Here is a 16,027-nt window from a genome sequence, read left to right as displayed (position 1 = left end):
CCTATCTCTACCAAGGGGAGGAGCTGGGGCTGCCCGAAGTGCTGGACATCCCGAACGACGCCCGGCGGGACCCGACGTGGTTCCGCACCGGCGGCGCGCGCTACGGAAGGGACGGCTGCCGCGTGCCGCTGCCCTGGGAGGCCGGGGCTCCGGCGGCCGGTTTCAGCCCGTCGGGGCGCAGCTGGCTGCCGCTGCCCGACGACTGGGGACGGCATGCCCGCGACCGGCAGCAGCACGACCCGGACTCGACCCTCTCCCTCTACCGCCGGTTGCTGAGCCTGCGGCGCGAGCACGGGCTCGGCACCGGGCGGCTGCGCTGGCTCGACCCCGCCGGGCTGCTCGGCCCGCGGCAGGAGCCGGAGCGAGCGGACGCCGGAGAGGGCGGCGAGGCGGGAGACGCCGCGGCGGCTCGGGACGCGCTGGCGCTGCAGGTCGGCGACGTGGTGGTGCTGGCCAACCTGGGCGCCGCACCGCGGCCGATCCGCGCGGCGGGGGAGATCTTGGTCGCCAGCGCGCCGACGCCCGGGCGGATGCTGGGCGGCGACGCCGTTGTATGGTTGGACTCGCCCGACGTCCCCGAGACCCGCTGAAGGACGAGCACCCGTGGTCAGCATCGACGAGGTCGCCCGCGCGGCCGGGGTATCCTCCGCCACGGTCTCCCGTGCGCTGAGCGGCCGCGGCCATGTCTCGGCCGCCACCCGCACCCGCGTCGAGGAGGCCGCCGCCCGGATGGGCTATGTGGTCTCCTCGGCGGCCTCCAGCCTGGCCTCGGGGCGCATGCGCAGCATCGGAGTCATGGTTCCGGACCTGCACCGCTGGTTCTTCTCCACTGTGCTCACCGGGATCTCCGAGGAGCTCAGCCGGCGGGGCTTCGACCTGATGCTCTACAACGTCACCGACGACGACTCCGTGCGGGCCGAGATCTTCGGATCCTATCTGCGACGCCGCCGCGTCGACGGGCTGATCGTGGTCGCGATGGAGCTCAGCGGCGCAGAGATCTCCCAGCTGCAGCAGCTGGACGTTCCGGTGATCACGCTGGGCGGTGCCAACGACCAGCTGCCGGGGCTGGCGATCGACGACCACGCCGTCGCCCGACTGGCGACCGAGCATCTGCTGCGTCTGGGCCACGAGCGCATCGGGCGGATCGGGGCTCTCGAGTCCTTCGACCGGGACTTCCACATCCCCGCCCGGCGCGAGGCGGGTTTCCGCGAGGCGATGGACATGGCCCAGGCGGCGGTCGACCCGACGCTCTGCGTCCCCGGAGACTTCACCATCGAGGGCGGCCACCAGGCGGCCAAACGCATCCTGGGCCGGTCGGCGGCGGCGCCGACCGCGCTGCTGGCCTTCTCCGACGAGATGGCCGTCGGGGCCACGCTGGCAGCGCGGGAACTGGGTCTGAGAGTGCCCGAGGACGTCTCGGTGATCGGCATCGACGGCCATGACCTCGGCGAACTCATCGGCCTGACGACAGTGGACCAGCATCCGCTCGACCAGGGCACGCTGGCGGCGCAGCGGATCCTGGCGATGTGCGAAGAGCCCGGCGGCGACGCGGGGACGGACGCCGCCAGGGGCGCTTCGGAGGCGGCGGAGAGCGCCGACGAGCTTCCGTACGAGCTGGTGGTGCGCAGCAGCACCGCCGCGCCTCGGCCCGTCTGATCAGTCCGGCGCCGTCCCGGGCGCCGATTCCGATGCCGGCCCTGGGGCCGGCTATGGGGCCGACTGCTCCACCCGACGACGCGTGGCCCGGGTGGCGTGGATCGACCAGCGCGGCAGCCAGCGGCGCAGGGCGGCCGCGCCCGCCGGTCCCATGGCCGCGGCGGTCCAGATGCCGGCCGCCAGCGAGCCCAGGGCCGCACCGGCCGAGACGATCAGCGGCCCGGAGGCGACGCCGACGTCCTGCAGCAGGCGCCAGGCGCCCAGGAACTGCGGACGCCCGCGCTCCGGGGCGACGTCGGAGGCGATGGTCATCATGATCCCCGAGCCGAGGCCGTTGCCCAGCCCCATCAGCACCGCCGCGGCGGCGAGCTGGCTCTCGCCGGAGGTCAGCGGCACCAGCGCCATCGCGAGGCCCAGCAGCGTCATCGAGGGCACGCCGATCCACAGTCGCCCCATCCGGTCCATGATCTTGCCCGCCGGATAGAAGAGCAGCATGTCGACGCCGGCGGCCAGGCCGAAGAGCAGCGAGATCGTCGCCGGATCCAGCCCGAGGTGCTCGCCCCACAGCGGCAGCACCTGCTGGCGCGCCCCGCGGACGGATCCCACCAGCAGCACCGGAACCCCCAGCGTCATCAGCAGCCGGCGATGGTCGCGCAGCACCTCGAGCATCCGCGGAGCCCGGGAGGCCTCCGCCGACTGGGCCCGTCCGGCCCGTCCGGACTGTGCGGCACCGACGCCGGCCGCGCCGTCGTCGTCGACGGTCCGCGGATCCTCCCGGGTCATCGCCACTGTCGCGGAGGCCGCCAGGGCGGTGACGGCGGCGACGACGAAGACCAGCGGCAGCTCGCCGACCAACAGCACCGCCGCCCCCAGGAACGGGCCGAGGAACTGTCCGATGCGGTTCATCCCGCCCAGCGTGGAGAGCACCCGGGCCCGGTGCTGCGGCGGGGTGACGGCGGTCAGATGCGCATGCCGGGCCAGGTGGAAGACGGCGTTGGCCCCGCCGACGAGCAGCACGGCGGCGGCCAGCGGCAGCGGGCCGGGGGAGAGAGCCGCACCGAGGAACCCGAGCGCTCCGAGCAGGCCGGCCAGCAGCATCGCGCGGCGATCGCCGATCCGGGCGGTCAGCGAGCCGGCGGGCATGTCGGCCAGGATCTGGCCGACCGGAAGCATCGCTGCGATCGCGCCGGCCGTCGCCAGCGAGGCGCCGCGCTCGACGGCGAAGGAGGCGATGACCGGCAGCATCGCGCCCACTCCGAGGCTGAACAGCAGCGCCGGCAGCAGCGCGCCGACCAGGATGTGCGGATCGGCGAGCGGATGCCGCGGCCTCGGCCGGCCCGGCGTCTCGCCGGCGGCTTCGACCGGGGCGCGGGAATCGGAGGAGGATCGATCGGACACGCCCCGAGCCTACTCCGACGGCCGTGATGACTCCGTGGCTCGGGTGGGAATGAGCGCCCATTCCCACCCGAGCCACGGAGTCATCCCCGGGGGACGAGGGGAGGACGGGGGAGCGTCGGGAGAGCCCTGCGGGGTCGCCGGGTCTGGTCGGCACCGATCGGGGCGATCTACCCTCGAAGCACCGGCTCTCCGGGCGGTCCGGAGGGCGAGCCCGGGTGACGCCCGGGGCGTGCCGAGACGGCAGCAGACACCGGGGAGGCGATCATGGCAGTGCAGACCAGCGAGAAGCCGAGCACAGTCGACGAGTACCTGGCAGGATTCGACGGGCTGGCCGCGCAGCGGCTGGCCGAGCTGCGCCGGATCTGTCGCGAGTCCGCCCCGGATGCCGAGGAGACCATGAAATGGAATCAGCCGGCCTACGTCCATGAGTGCGGGGTGATCCTCTTCATGTTCAGCGGACATGCCCGCCACGCGAACATCGTCTTCACCCCGACGACGCGCGAGCACTTCCACGTGGAGCTGGCCGGCTACCGCACCGGCAAGGGGTCGGTGCAGCTGATCTACGAGCACGAGCTGCCCGAGGCCTTCCTCCGCCGGATGATCGAGCACCGGATCCAGGAGCACGAGGATCACGGCATCAGCTGGATGTGACGACGCCGCGGCCGCGCCCGGCAGCATGCGTCGGCGCCGGTCGCGGTGCGGGTCTCGGCGCGCCCGTGGTCTCGAGGCTGCGCCCGCGGCGATGCCATAGGCTGGGGGCATGAGTTCACCGGCCGAGCGATACGCCCAGTTCCGACGTCGAGCGGCCGAGGCGAAGACCGAGCTCGGGGCCTTCCGGGCGGAGCAGGGCTTCGACCTCGACGAGTTCCAGGCCGAGGCCTGCCGGCACCTCGAGGACGGCGAGGCGGTGCTGGTGGCCGCTCCCACCGGCGCGGGCAAGACCGTCGTCGGCGAGTTCGCCGTGCACCTGGGGCTGGCCCGCGGGACGAAGACCTTCTACACCACGCCGATCAAGGCGCTGTCGAACCAGAAGTATCAGGAGCTCGCCGAGCAGCACGGCCCCGAGCGGGTCGGACTGCTGACCGGCGACACCTCGGTGAACGCCGACGCGCAGATCGTGGTGATGACCACCGAGGTCCTGCGGAACATGCTCTACACCGACGCCGAGCCGCTGCGTGATCTGGGCTACGTGGTGATGGACGAGGTGCACTACCTCGCCGACCGCTTCCGCGGCGCCGTCTGGGAGGAGGTCATCATCCACCTGCCCGAGAGCGTGCAGGTGGTCGCCCTCTCCGCCACGGTCTCCAACGCCGAGGAGTTCGGCGCCTGGCTGGACACCGTCCGCGGCGAGACCGCCGTCGTCGTCTCCGAGCATCGTCCCGTGCCGCTGTGGCAGCACATGTACGTCGACGGCCAGATCCATGATCTCTTCGTCACCGACGGCGACGAGGACGACGCCGTCTCCGCCGCCCTGGTGAATCCTGACCTGCAGCGGCTGGCCCACCAGCAGCAGTCTCCGGCCTCCCGTCGCGGCGGGCCGCACGCCAAGGGCGGCAAGGGGGGTCGAGGCCGCGGTGCGGGGAGCCGTCCGCGCGGCGCCGGAGGCTCCGTCTCGGGGGTCTCCGGCTCACCGGTCGGCGGGAGCCGGCTGAACCGGCCGCGGCTGATCCGGGCGCTGGACCGCGACGGACTGCTGCCGTGCATCACCTTCATCTTCTCCCGCGCCGGCTGCGAGGCCGCCGTCGAACAGTGCCTGACCGGCGGCATCCGGCTGACCACGCCGGCCGAGGCCGAGGAGATCACCTCACGCGTGGAGCGCATGGGCTGGGAGCTGCCCGCCGAGGATCTGGCGGTGCTGGGCTTCGACAGTTTCCGCGAGGCGCTGGTCCACGGCGTCGCCGCCCATCACGCCGGCATGCTGCCGCCGTTCAAGGAGCTGGTCGAGGACCTCTTCGCCGAGGGCCTGCTCAAGGTCGTCTTCGCCACCGAGACGCTGGCGCTGGGCATCAACATGCCGGCGCGCACCGTGGTGCTGGAGAAGCTGGACAAGTTCAACGGCGAGCAGCACGTCGACATCACGCCCGGGGAGTTCACCCAGCTCACCGGCCGCGCCGGGCGGCGCGGCATCGACGTGGAAGGCCACGCGGTGGTCGTCCACCAGCCGGGCATGGATCCGCGCCAAGTGGGCGGTCTGGCCTCGAAGCGCACCTATCCGCTGAACTCCAGCTTCCGACCCAGCTACAACATGGCGGTCAACCTCACCGCCCAGTTCGGCCGGGAGCGGGCGCGGACCATCCTGGAGTCCTCCTTCGCGCAGTTCCAGGCCGATCGCTCGGTGGTCGGTCTGGCCCGCGACGTCTCCCAGCGGGAGTCCTCGCTGCAGGGGTACCACGAGGCGATGCAGTGCCACCTGGGCGACTTCGCCGAATACGCCCAGCTGCGCCGACGCATCTCCGAGCTGGAGAAGGGGCAGGCGAAGGCCCGCAACCGGCAGCGGCGGCGCGAGCTGACGCGTGTGCTCGCGGGGCTGCGCCCCGGCGACGTCATCGAGGTCGAGGGGCGGCGCGGCCTGGGGACCTGTCTGGTGGTGCACAGCGCGCCGGAGCACGACCCGCGCCCCGGGGTGATCACCGAACGCGGTCAGCTGCGCAAGGTGCATGTCGAGGACTTCCCCCAGCCGCCGGAGGTGCTCTCCAGCATCCGGCTGCCGCGCAAGCCTCAGGTGAAAGTTCCCAAGGTGCGTCGTGACCTGGCTTCCTCGATGCGGGCGGCTCTGCAGGACCGCACGCCTCCCCGGGACGACGCGCCGGCGCCCGGCTTCGGCTTCGCCGACCAGCCCGACGAGGAGGAGATCTCCGACCTTCAGGCACAGATGCGTCGTCACCCCTGTCATGGATGCTCGGATCGGGAAGATCATGCCCGGTGGGCCGAGCGTTGGTGGACGCTGCGCCGCGAGACCGACCAGCTGCGGCAGAAGATCGAGCGGCGCACCGGGTCGCTGGCGAAGACCTTCGACCGGATCTGCGGGGTGCTCTCCGACCTGGGCCACCTGCAGCTGGTCGACCCGGAGCACGGCGGCCCGCTGGAGGAGGCGGCCGACGGCTCTGATGGTCAGCGTCGTTGGGACCGCGCGGAGCTGACGGTCACCGAGCGAGGCCAGCGGCTGCGTCGGATCTACGGAGAGCGTGACCTGTTCACCGAGCTGCTGCAGCATCGGGGCGTCCTCCGCGGGCTCGACGCCGCCGAGCTCGCCGCCTTCTCCACAGTGCTGATCTATCAGGCCAAGCGCGACGATGAGGGCGCGATGCCCATGATGCCCACTGTGCGCCTGGGCGAGGCCGTCCGCGCCGCCGTCGACGTCCATGCCGACCTGGAGGCGCTGGAGAAGCAGCACCATGTCGACCCGACGCCGGCTCCGGAGATGGGACTGGCCCCGCCGATGCACGCCTGGGCGAGCGGGCGCAGCCTGCGCGAGGCGCTGATGGATTCGCCGCTGGCCGCCGGTGACTTCGTGCGCTGGGCCAAGCAGTCCATCGACGTGCTCGACCAGCTGGGGCGAGCGCCGCACACTGCCGCGAAGCTGGCCGCGCGATGCCAGGAGGCCGTCGAGCTGATCGGTCGGGGAGTGGTGGCCTATTCCGCCGTCAGCACCGTGCCGGGGATCGCCGAACCGACGGAATCGGCCGCCCCCGGCACGACGTTGACCGAGGAGGACGCCCCGGCCGGCGAATGACCTCGCCGATCGTCGCCGTCCTCACTGCCTCGACCAGGCTTGCCCGTCATCCCGTCCGACCCTCAGAGAGAATGATCCTCCGTGCCTGACACCCCTGACTCCGCCCTCGACGCCTCGCCTGTGGCCTCGGCAGCCCCGCGGCTGCTGCGCGACGGCACCGTCCACTCGACCACCGAGCCCTACGCCGAGGCGATGATCGTCGAGGACGGGCTGGTCGCCTGGGTCGGATCGGACGAGACCGCCGAGCATCTGCGCGGCGAGCAGCACGTCGTCGAGGAGCTCGACCGTGCGCTGGCGGCCCCGGCCTTCGTCGGCTGGGCCCGCCGCCCGCTGACCGAGCTCGCCGACGTCGATGATGTCGCCGCAGCCACCAGCACGGTGCTCTCCGCGCAGGCCGCCCAGGGAGCGGGCACGCTGCGGCTGAGTCTGGCCGTCGGGCCCGAGGAACTCGCCGATGCGAGGCGTCTGCGCGCGCGTCTCGAGCCGGTGCTCACGGCCGCGGCCGCGCACCCGCTGGACGTGCACCCGCTGGTCGCCGTGGACGCCGGACCCGAGACGGCGACCGAGACGGCCGCGGCGCTGGAGTCCCTGCTGCAGGTCGCGCTGGACGACGTCGACCGGATCGCCGGTCGTCCCGTCGGCGTCGAGCTCACCGGACTGTGGCCCGATGGCGGGTCCGCGGACATGGCTGAGGCCGATGCGGCGCTGACCGAGGCCGTCGCGGCGATCGTGCAGGCCGGACGTCAGCCGGTGCTCACTCTGCCCGAAGGGGCCTCGACGTCCTCCGCCTCGGTCGTCGTCGAGCGGCTCGAGGGCCTGCGGAGCAGGCTGCGCGAGCTGCGCGCCTCGCCGCGCCCCGATCGCCCTCTGCTGCTGCTGGGCTTCGACACCTCCGCGCCCGAGCTCTGGCGCCGTGTGCTGGACACCGCCGCCCACGTGGTCCTCCGCGGGCCCGGCCATCTGGCCCCGGCGTTGAGCACCGGAGTGCCGATCAGCGCCGTGCCGGCCGAGGGGGAGAACCCCTGGTCCCTCATCTCCGCCCATGTGCATCACCCCGAGGCCGGCGTCTCCGTCCGGGCGGGGTTCAATGCCCAGTCCCGCGGAGCATTCCGGTCGCTGGCTGGCGAGCAGGGCCAGGCCGGTCCCGGCGGAGGAGGTCAGCTCAACCCCGGATCGGCGGCGACCTACGCGATCTGGCAGGTCGATTCGCTGGCGGTGCAGACCCCCGATGCGCGGACTGCGGCCTGGAGCACCGATGTGCGGGCACGCACTCCGCTGCTGCCCTACCTCGACGGCGTCACGCTGCCGGGGCTCGTCGCGCTCGTCGTCGACGGACAGGAGCTGCACCGCGCGCAGCTCTGACACGCGGTGGCCGTCGCGCCGCGGCGCGCGCACCGTCTCCGATCGTCATGCCCGGCGCGGTGCCGGACGCATGATCATCGGCGGCCATAGACTTGCCGTGCACCGGGCCGCGAGGCCGGCCCGGGCCGGCCGCCCAGACGGCCGAAGACCTGGACGCCGGAGCGAAGAAGGGGCGCAGAGCTGCTCGTGAAGATCCTGACGATCATCCCGACCTATGACGAGATCGAGGCGCTGCCCATCACGCTGGATCGCCTGCAGGCCGCCGTGCCGGAGACCGACGTGCTCGTCGTCGACGACAACAGCCCGGACGGCACCGGCGACTACGCCGACGAGCTGGCGGCGAAGGACTCCCGGATCCACGTGCTGCACCGCACGGCGAAGAACGGACTCGGCGGCGCCTATATCGCCGGGTTCCGCTGGGGGCTGGAGCGCGGCTACGATGCGCTCATCGAGCTCGACGCCGACGGGTCGCACCAGCCCGAGCAGCTGCCCGACCTGCTCGCCGCCCTCGACCGGGCGGATCTGGTGATCGGGTCGCGCTGGGTCGACGGCGGGGGCGTGGTGAACTGGCCGCTGCATCGGAAGCTGATCTCCCGTGCGGGAAGCCTGTATTCGAGGACGCTGCTCGGACTGCCGGTGCGCGACATCACCGCCGGTTACCGAGTCTTCCGCCGGGAGGCGCTGGAGAGCGTCGACTTCGACGACGTCGAGTCGGTGGGCTACGGATTCCAGGTCGACATGACCTTCCGGCTGGCCCGTCAGGGCCGGACCATCGTGGAGGTGCCGATCACCTTCGTCGAGCGCACTCTCGGGGCATCGAAGATGAGCGGCGACATCGTGGTCGAGGCGATGCTCAACGTCACCCGCTGGGGGCTGACCGCCCGGGCGGAGACGCTGGGACGCAGGCTGGGCCGCGCGTTCGGCCGCTGATCGTCGAGGGGCCGTTCGTCAGAGCCGGCAGAGCCGGTTCCGGATCGAATCGGACGGCCCCGGACAGCAGAGGGCCCGCCGCGGAGCATCCTCCGCGGCGGGCCCTCTGGTATCCAGGCGCACGTCCCCGACGCCGGCCGCCCCTCGACGACCTTCCGGCGACGGGGGAGAGGAGGCCGAGGCTCAGACGGTCTCGCCGCGGCGCTCCCGCAGCTTCTTCAGCCGTTCGGTGAGGATGTCCTCGAGCTCCTCGGTGGACCGGCGCTCCAGGAGCATGTCCCAGTGGGTGCGGACCGGCTTGTCCGGCGTGTCGTCCGGCTTGGAGCCGTCGACGAGGACGCCCTCCTTGCCGGTCGGCGACGTCCAGGTCGGGGGCACCTCGGCCTCGGCGGCGAACGTGACGGAGATCTTCTCGCCGTCCTCGCAGACGTACTGCACCTCCTGCCGCGGGGCCGGCTCCACGCCCTGCTCGGTCTCCATGGACTGCGCACCCAGGCGCATTCCGCGCAGACTGCGATCGCTCATCGGCGTTCTCCTCCAGTGGTGGGACAGACTCTCTCAAGTGGACTCAACATCGGCACGGGGTCGGTTATTCCGATCCGGCCGTCCATGGTCTCATGCCGGGCCCGCGGAGTCCTCCCGATCCGCCTCCGCATCAGGACCCTCGGCCGCGTCGCCGGCGCTCGGCTCCTGCGGATCCTCGGCGGGATCAGTCGCTCCGACGCCCGGGGCGGAGGTCTGCGCATTGCTGGTCTCGGCCCGCCTGGCCTCGTCCTCCAGCGATTCGGCGCTCTGGTAGTGCGGGTCGTCGTCGGTGACCGAGGTGGAGCGCGCCGAATCGGCGAGGTCGGAGATCGCCTCGGAGATGCCGGGAGGGCCGGCCCGGCCGGCGGCCCGATCAGCCTCCTTCTGCGCGCGGCGGGCGCGCATCCGCTCGGCGCGGGCGGCGCGCTCGGCGTCGCGCTCCTCGGCGGATCCGGCGTCGCCCGAGCCGCCGTCGTCGCTGAATCCGCGGGAGAAGGTCTTCAGCGCCTCGCCGAACTCGCCGGGGATGACCCACATGGTGTTCGAATCGCCCTTGGCCAGGTCCGGCAGCGTCTGCAGGTACTGGTAGGAGAGCAGCTCCGGGCTCGGCTCCGAGTCGTGGACGGCCTGGAAGACCGTCTCGATCGCCTGGGCCTCAGCATTGGCCCCCAGGATGCGCGCCTGCGCCTCACCCTCGGCGGCGAGGATGGCCGACTGCCGTTCGCCCTCGGCGGTGAGGATGGCCGACTGCTTGGTGCCCTCGGCGGTGAGGATCGCGGCGCGCCGGTCGCGCTCGGCGCGCATCTGCTTCTCCATGGACTCCTGGATGCTGTGCGGCGGCTCGATCGCCTTCAGCTCCACGCGGGCGACGCGGATGCCCCAGCGTCCGGTGACCTTGTCCAGCTCGCCGCGCAGCTGGGCGTTGATCCGGTCGCGCGAGGTCAGCGTCGCCTCCAGGTGCATGCCGCCGACCACGTTGCGCAGCGTGGTGGTGGTCAGCTGCTCGACGGCGACGATGTAGTTCTGGATCTCGTAGCTGGCGGCCTTCGGATCGGTGATCTGGAAGTAGACGACCGTGTCGATGGAGACCACCAGGTTGTCCTCGGTGATCACCGGCTGCGGCGGGAACGAGACGACCTGCTCGCGCATGTCCAGCAGCGGCAGCATCCGGTCGATGAACGGCACCAGCAGAGTCAGGCCCGGGGTCTGGGCCCGCTGGAACTTGCCCAGGCGCTCGACGATGCCGGCCCGGGCCTGGGGGACGATCTTGACGCTCTTGGACAGGATCACCACCACCAGCACCACCAGGACGACCAGAATGATCATCAGTGCGACATCCATGGCTTCTCAGGCCTCTCTCTCATCGGGGTCGTGCCAGTCGATGCTCGCCGCCGGACGCAGATAGACCGTCGCTCCGTCGACGGAGTCGACGACGGCGGCCATGCCCGGTTCGATCGTCGCGCCGGCCACAGTGCGTGCGGTCCAGGTGTCGCCGTCGACCTCGGCCAGCCCGTCGTGCTCGGTGACGGTCTCAAGCGGGTGGGCCTCCATGCCCGCCATCCGGTCCACGTTGGTCAGCTGGTGCTCCGGCGTGCGGCGCAGATGCCGCAGGGCCACCGGGCGGACCGCACCGAGCATCAGCAGCGCGGTGGCCGAGCCGACGACCACCTGCAGCCAGCCGGGGCCGCCGGCCAGCGCGACCGTCGTCGCCGAGGCCGATCCGGCGGCGAGCATCAGGAAGAGCAGATCGAGCATCATCAGCTCGAGCACCAGCAGCACCAGGGTCAGCCCGATCCAGGCGGCCCAGAGGTTCTCGGAGAACCACTCGATCACGATGCCCCCTCGTCGTCCGTGTCGGAGTCGCCGGACGGGCCATCGGCCGTCCGGCCAGACGTGCTGTGACTTCCCATTGTGCCCCAGATGACAGAATCAGTCACCAGCATGACGTCGCCAGGTGGTGACATCGACGTCGACAGTCGCCCTCCGGGTGCCTTCGCGGCCCACATCGTGCAGGACCTGATCCCGATGACGGTGATGACCCGCAGGGCCCATCATGATCAGATCCGCCGCCTGCTCGGCGTCGAGGTCGATCGTCTCGCCGATACGGCGATGCTCCTCGGGATCGCCCAGCGCCTCGCCCATCCGCGCGAGCAGCTCACGATGCTTGCCCTCGCGCATGCCGAGCAGTCCATGGGCGGCGAGCTCATGCAGGTGGCCGGGGCGCGGCGTGACGACGACCGCGCGCCCGCCGGGGGAGAGCACGCGGGCGTACTCGGCGGGACTGCGGGGTGCGAAGACGTCGACGAGCAGGTCGATCGATGCGTCGGCCACCGGCAGAGGGCGCCAGAGGTCCCAGGCCAGCGCGAGCGTCCGCGGGTGCTTGGCGGCACGCTTGAGTCCCGCGGGGGACAGGTCGAGGGCGATCCCGGACGCCGCCGGCAGCGCCTCGAGCAGGGCATGGAGATGATGACCGGTGCCGGCGCCGCAGTCGAGCACCTGGCGCGGCGCCGTCGTCCGGGCGGCGATCGCCGTCAGAGCCTCGGTGACGCTGCGCAGGATCCCGGCGTCCTGGACTCGTTCACGAGCCATGATCATCGCCGTGTCGTCGGGCGTGGCGGAGCTGCCGCGGCCGACCAGCAGATTGACGTATCCCTGGCGCGCGGCGTCGAACCGGTGGCCGCCGTCGCAGGAGAGCGCGCGGATCGTCGTCGGCCGGCCGGCGTGCTGCCCGGCGTGCTGCCCGGCGTCGTTTCCGACGTGCTGGTCGGGCGGGCGACGGTCGACGCGCAGGGCGCGCCCGCAGTGCGGGCAGCGCACCGGCCATGGATCCGCGCCCGCGGCCTCGGAGATCTCCCCAGTCATGGAGCCAGCCTATAGTCTGACGCCATGGCGGACCCTCGAGACGACGTGCTGGTGGCGGGCGCGAGCGGCTATCTGGGGCGGCACCTGGTCAGGACTCTGCATCGACGGGGATTCCGGGTGCGTGCTGTGGTCCGCGACGTCGGCCGCGCCGGCGGCCCGGGGGCCCATGGCGCGCCGGCGCTGGAGGGGCTGGTCGACGAATGGGTCGAATGCGACATCGTCGCCGGACCACTCGACGGGCTCGTGCGGCCCGGGGAGACGGTGCTCTCCGCTCTGGGCGTGACCAGGCAGAAGGCCGACCCCTGGGATGTGGACTTCGCGGCGAACCTGGCACTGCTGGCCGAGGCCGAGCGGTCGTCGGCGAGGCAGTTCGGCTACGTGCATGTGATGCACGCCGAGCGCAGTCACTCGCAGCTGGTGCGGGCCAAGCGTGCCTTCGTGGCCGCGCTGCGGCGCAGTCCCGTGCCGTCGGCAGTGGTGAACCCCAGCGGGTACTTCTCGGATATGGAGGAGCTCCTGGCGATGGCCCGTCGCGGAGTCGCGCTCAGCATCGGAGACGGGTCGGTGCGACTGAATCCGATCCATGGACAGGATCTCGCGGATTTCCTGGTCGATCAGCTCACCTCGACGGACGCGGAGGATCCGGTGCGGGATGAGCTCGGACATCGGCACCGCGCCTGGGACGTCGGCGGCCCGGAGGTCTTCACGCTGCGTGAGATCCTGCAGCTGTGCTTCGCCGTGTGCGATCTGCCGGCCCGCATCGTGGATGTGCCGACCGGGCTGCTGCGCGCAGGGCTGCCGCTTCTGCGGCCGGCGGCTCGGGTCCACGATCTGGCCCAGTTCTTCCTGGACGGCTTCTCCGGCGACGGCGTGGGCGAACGCACCGGGACGCATCGGTTGGAGGACCACCTGCGCGCCGCCGGGCACGGGAACGGCTGAGGGCGCAACGGCCACGATTATGTCAACTGTTCTCGCAGAGGCGGACGCGACATGCTGCTCGGCGGGGAGCGGTCACAGATGCGAATGGTGCCGCGGCGACGTGCAGCAGGGCTGCATGCGTCGCCCTGTCGCCGCGGCCGGCCCCTCCAGACCGTCCCGAGTCAACCGCAGTGCCGGCCGAACGAGGCGCCAGGGGGCGGACAGCGCTGAAGCACCCGGGGCGCGGCGGTGTCGCGGCCTGGAAGAGCACAGTCGGGCCGGCTGTCCACGCAGGAGTGCTCACGGCGGTGAGGCCGGCTGACGACGAGCCGCAGGCCCTTTCCGAGCCTCCTCGTGATTGTCCGATAATCTGCATTATGTCAACTTGTGGTTCTGGACGCCTCCTCCCCCGATGATCGTCGGTCGACGCTGTTGCCCCATGGGTCGTGATGCGGCCCTGAGGATCATCGATGTGCGATGCCGCGCCGGCTCTCGTCCGGCCGCCCCTGCAGCGGCACGCAGTCGCGCACACGGCATCTGCCGCCGGCCTTCAGGCTTCGGGTCAGGCTGGTCGGCACGTGGCCGGACGGACGCTCAACGACTCGCGAGTCGCCGCCTCGGTGACTGGCTCTCGTCGAACAGCTCTCGACGCCCTGCGAAGTCGGCGCCGCCTCCCTCGTGAACGATGCGACGACGGCGGGATGCTGACCGACGGGTCCCGCCTCCCCAGAGCGGCTCGTGACGTCAGCACGCACGCGCCGCCACGACGCGGGAGGTCACTGCGGGCAGCTGTTCCTCCTCCCTCGGCTCGCGGACTCGCCTAAGGGTTATGTCAGGTTTATGTGGGGCTCGCGCTCCTCGCCGCCCACCGCTCACGCCGTCACCAGCATCGCGATCCCGGCGCAGGCCGAAGCCCAGAGCACGGAGCAGAAGGTGCCGATGATGAACCGCTCCGCCGCGCCGTTCGGCCGCCGCAGCTCCGAGTAGCGCGCCAAGCCCTTGACCGCGAGCACCACGGCCAGCCCTTCGGGCCATGCGGCGAGCAGGGTCACGACGGCGGCCAGCCGCTCCAGAACTCCGATCCACGCTCCCCCGCGGAGCACGGGGCGATCGTCGGGCGGAAGGTCGCTCACCTGTTCCGCCGGGTCTTCGCGGTGCTCCCGCGCAGCACTGTCCAGCACGGCCGTCGAGACTCCGGAGCCTCCCACGGCGGCGGCCGCCGCCGTGATGAGGACGGTGAGTGCCAGTCCGACCACCGATGTCGCCGTCTGCTCGGCGGCCAGCGCGCAGAGAGCAGCGGCGGCCAGGAGGACCAGCTGGGCGACGGCGGCGAGATTCTTGATCAGCAGGCGCGGCCGACGATGCTGAGGCAGCATGGAGAGCGCCGCGGGCGCCGCCGCTGCCGCGGTGAGCATCAAGGTCAGGACGATCATGCGGTCACCTCCTCATGCATCGTCTCCAGCATCTGCACGGCCAGGGCGACGACGCGCCGAGTCTGGTGCCAGAGGCCTCGATCCAGCGCGCGGGAGACGGCCTGCTGGCTGATGCCGAGTCGATCGGCGACCTCGGTCTGCGTCCGCCCCTGGGCGATGAGCTCGCCGACCTGCTGACTGGAGTCGGTGCGTCGCTGATCGAGTTCGGCGAGCAGCTGCAGCACTGCCTCGACGTGCTCGGCGTCGGGGTGCTCGGCCGTGCAGGCGACGCCGCCGGGCGCCCGCTTCGCGCGTGTCACCGCATCGCGCGCATGCTCGAAGGCCGGTCCCCGACCGGCTCGCGTCTCCTCCGGCATCGGCTGCTCGACGGGCCCGACGCCGAGGCCGGCGCTCCAGCGGCCGTCCCGGGCTGCGTGCAGCATCACCTCCACCACGGACGCGGCATCAGTGAGCACGGCCTGGATCTCGTCGCCGGCGGTGCGCTGGAACGGGCGGGCCACGCCGGCCCCGGCGAGGGCGGAGAATGTCTGCAGCGCTTCGCCGACGAGGTCTCCCCCGCGTCGGGAGCCTTTCTGGTCCATGGTCAGCACGTACATGTAACAACGGTAACACGTTGTATCAGGTAGTACACCCTTGAAAGGTTGTTTCTGGCGATACACCCTCATGATGAGACGGCATCCAGTCGACGACTCTATCCTGACCGACATGCCCGAGCTCCGCGCACCACGCCCGTCCACGACGCCCTCATCCCGCCGTGCCCTGAGGCGATCTGCCGTCTCGACTCGTCTGCTGCTCCTGGTGGCCGACGTCGTGCTGGTGCTGATCTTCGCCGCCGCGGGAAACCGCACCCACGAGAGCGGACTGGCCGCGCTCGACGTGCTGACCACCGCCTCGCCCTTCCTCCTGGCGCTGATCATCGTCTCCGCGACACTCTGGCCGCTGGCTCGTCCCTCGCGGCTCTGGCCCGACGGCCTGCTCGTCCTCGTCACGACGGTCGCCGGCGGGATGGCGCTGCGCGTGCTGCTGGGACTGGGCGGCGCACCGGCCTCCTTCATCATGGTCACCACCGTCGTGCTCACCGTCCTGCTCCTCGGGCGCCGCCTGCTGAGCGGACTGCTCCGCCCCGCCACCCGCGGGTGACCTCCATCGTCCGGACCGTGCGGCCTTGACAGGACGCGGCTCCCTGACAGTCCATGGACCAGGAGACCGG

At 71.8% G+C, this 16,027-nt stretch carries 14 protein-coding genes and 1 pseudogene; 8 read left to right on the top strand and 7 right to left on the bottom strand.

Features of this window, described 5'->3' with window-relative positions; all coding sequences use genetic code 11:
• Both GU5_RS17260 and GU5_RS0107540 read left to right on the top strand, forming a co-directional pair.
• Positions 1-590, top strand: a pseudogene (locus GU5_RS17260) (hypothetical protein); the annotation flags it as partial.
• Between the two features lie 13 nt (positions 591-603).
• The gene (locus GU5_RS0107540; RefSeq protein ID WP_010524972.1) at positions 604-1,656 is read left to right on the top strand and encodes a LacI family DNA-binding transcriptional regulator; all 1,053 of its coding nucleotides are present in this window, start codon (positions 604-606) and stop codon (positions 1,654-1,656) included.
• A gap of 51 nt (positions 1,657-1,707) precedes the next feature.
• Here GU5_RS0107540 and GU5_RS0107535 read toward each other — a convergent pair whose 3' ends face one another.
• Positions 1,708-3,054: an MFS transporter gene (locus tag GU5_RS0107535; RefSeq protein ID WP_010524971.1), complete on the bottom strand. Its 1,347-nt coding sequence runs from the start codon at positions 3,052-3,054 to the stop codon at positions 1,708-1,710.
• Positions 3,055-3,318: 264 nt separating this feature from the next.
• On the opposite strand from GU5_RS0107535, the gene GU5_RS0107530 reads away from it, so the two are divergent.
• The 4 genes from GU5_RS0107530 (at position 3,319) to GU5_RS0107515 (ending at position 9,079) form a co-directional block, all read left to right on the top strand.
• Positions 3,319-3,705 (top strand): iron chaperone, encoded by a 387-nt coding sequence (locus GU5_RS0107530; protein WP_010524970.1) that lies wholly within the window; start codon positions 3,319-3,321, stop codon positions 3,703-3,705.
• 109 nt (positions 3,706-3,814) lie between these two features.
• Positions 3,815-6,787 (top strand): RNA helicase, encoded by a 2,973-nt coding sequence (locus GU5_RS0107525; RefSeq protein ID WP_010524969.1) that lies wholly within the window; start codon positions 3,815-3,817, stop codon positions 6,785-6,787.
• A gap of 81 nt (positions 6,788-6,868) precedes the next feature.
• A complete protein-coding gene (locus tag GU5_RS0107520) occupies positions 6,869-8,149 on the top strand; it encodes a hypothetical protein (protein WP_010524968.1) in 1,281 nt (426 codons plus the stop codon).
• A gap of 186 nt (positions 8,150-8,335) precedes the next feature.
• A complete protein-coding gene (locus tag GU5_RS0107515; protein ID WP_010524967.1) occupies positions 8,336-9,079 on the top strand; it encodes a polyprenol monophosphomannose synthase in 744 nt (247 codons plus the stop codon).
• A 183-nt stretch (positions 9,080-9,262) separates the two neighbouring features.
• Here the strand turns inward: GU5_RS0107515 and GU5_RS0107510 are convergent, their stop codons facing one another.
• From GU5_RS0107510 to GU5_RS14605, 4 genes are all read right to left on the bottom strand, one after another.
• Positions 9,263-9,604: an RNA polymerase-binding protein RbpA gene (locus GU5_RS0107510; protein ID WP_010524966.1), complete on the bottom strand. Its 342-nt coding sequence runs from the start codon at positions 9,602-9,604 to the stop codon at positions 9,263-9,265.
• Positions 9,605-9,694: 90 nt separating this feature from the next.
• Complete coding sequence (locus tag GU5_RS14610) at positions 9,695-10,930, bottom strand: SPFH domain-containing protein (RefSeq protein ID WP_237704692.1); 1,236 nt, start codon at positions 10,928-10,930, stop codon at positions 9,695-9,697.
• A gap of 21 nt (positions 10,931-10,951) precedes the next feature.
• Positions 10,952-11,437, bottom strand: a complete 486-nt coding sequence (locus tag GU5_RS0107500) for an NfeD family protein (protein ID WP_010524964.1) — start codon at positions 11,435-11,437, stop codon at positions 10,952-10,954.
• 96 nt (positions 11,438-11,533) lie between these two features.
• On the bottom strand, positions 11,534-12,466 hold the full coding sequence (locus GU5_RS14605; RefSeq protein WP_050806625.1) for a methyltransferase domain-containing protein: 933 nt from the start codon (positions 12,464-12,466) through the stop codon (positions 11,534-11,536).
• 24 nt (positions 12,467-12,490) lie between these two features.
• Here GU5_RS14605 and GU5_RS0107490 point away from each other — a divergent pair, with 24 nt between their 5' ends.
• Complete coding sequence (locus GU5_RS0107490) at positions 12,491-13,405, top strand: SDR family oxidoreductase (RefSeq protein WP_010524962.1); 915 nt, start codon at positions 12,491-12,493, stop codon at positions 13,403-13,405.
• A gap of 851 nt (positions 13,406-14,256) precedes the next feature.
• Here the strand turns inward: GU5_RS0107490 and GU5_RS0107485 are convergent.
• Together GU5_RS0107485 and GU5_RS0107480 are read right to left on the bottom strand one after the other, a co-directional pair.
• Positions 14,257-14,817 (bottom strand): hypothetical protein, encoded by a 561-nt coding sequence (locus GU5_RS0107485; RefSeq protein WP_010524961.1) that lies wholly within the window; start codon positions 14,815-14,817, stop codon positions 14,257-14,259.
• On the bottom strand, positions 14,814-15,413 hold the full coding sequence (locus GU5_RS0107480) for a transcriptional regulator (RefSeq protein WP_010524960.1): 600 nt from the start codon (positions 15,411-15,413) through the stop codon (positions 14,814-14,816). The genes GU5_RS0107485 and GU5_RS0107480 overlap by 4 nt, the downstream gene beginning before the upstream one ends.
• A 202-nt stretch (positions 15,414-15,615) precedes the next feature.
• Between GU5_RS0107480 and GU5_RS0107475 the strand changes: the two genes are divergently transcribed.
• Entirely contained in the window at positions 15,616-15,957 is a 342-nt protein-coding gene (locus GU5_RS0107475) for a DUF3054 domain-containing protein (protein ID WP_010524959.1), read from the top strand.
• Positions 15,958-16,027 lie beyond the last annotated feature (70 nt).

This window comes from Nesterenkonia sp. F (genome assembly GCF_000220985.1).
Taxonomy (GTDB): Bacteria; Actinomycetota; Actinomycetes; order Actinomycetales; family Micrococcaceae; genus Nesterenkonia.
Note: the sequence above shows the minus strand (reverse complement) of the source record. Positions and strands in the feature narration are given on the sequence as shown.

Excerpts from the sequence above, each read along its gene's own strand:
- GU5_RS0107530 (WP_010524970.1), top strand. The coding sequence starts at position 3,319 with ATGGCAGTGCAGACCAGCGAGAAGCCGAGCACAGTCGACGAGTACCTG.
- GU5_RS0107525 (WP_010524969.1), top strand. The coding sequence starts at position 3,815 with ATGAGTTCACCGGCCGAGCGATACGCCCAGTTCCGACGTCGAGCGGCC.
- GU5_RS0107510 (WP_010524966.1), bottom strand. The coding sequence starts at position 9,604 with ATGAGCGATCGCAGTCTGCGCGGAATGCGCCTGGGTGCGCAGTCCATG.
- GU5_RS14610 (WP_237704692.1), bottom strand. The coding sequence starts at position 10,930 with ATGATCATTCTGGTCGTCCTGGTGGTGCTGGTGGTGGTGATCCTGTCC.
- GU5_RS14605 (WP_050806625.1), bottom strand. The coding sequence starts at position 12,466 with ATGACTGGGGAGATCTCCGAGGCCGCGGGCGCGGATCCATGGCCGGTG.
- GU5_RS0107490 (WP_010524962.1), top strand. The coding sequence starts at position 12,491 with ATGGCGGACCCTCGAGACGACGTGCTGGTGGCGGGCGCGAGCGGCTAT.
- GU5_RS0107485 (WP_010524961.1), bottom strand. The coding sequence starts at position 14,817 with ATGATCGTCCTGACCTTGATGCTCACCGCGGCAGCGGCGGCGCCCGCG.
- GU5_RS0107480 (WP_010524960.1), bottom strand. The coding sequence starts at position 15,413 with ATGTACGTGCTGACCATGGACCAGAAAGGCTCCCGACGCGGGGGAGAC.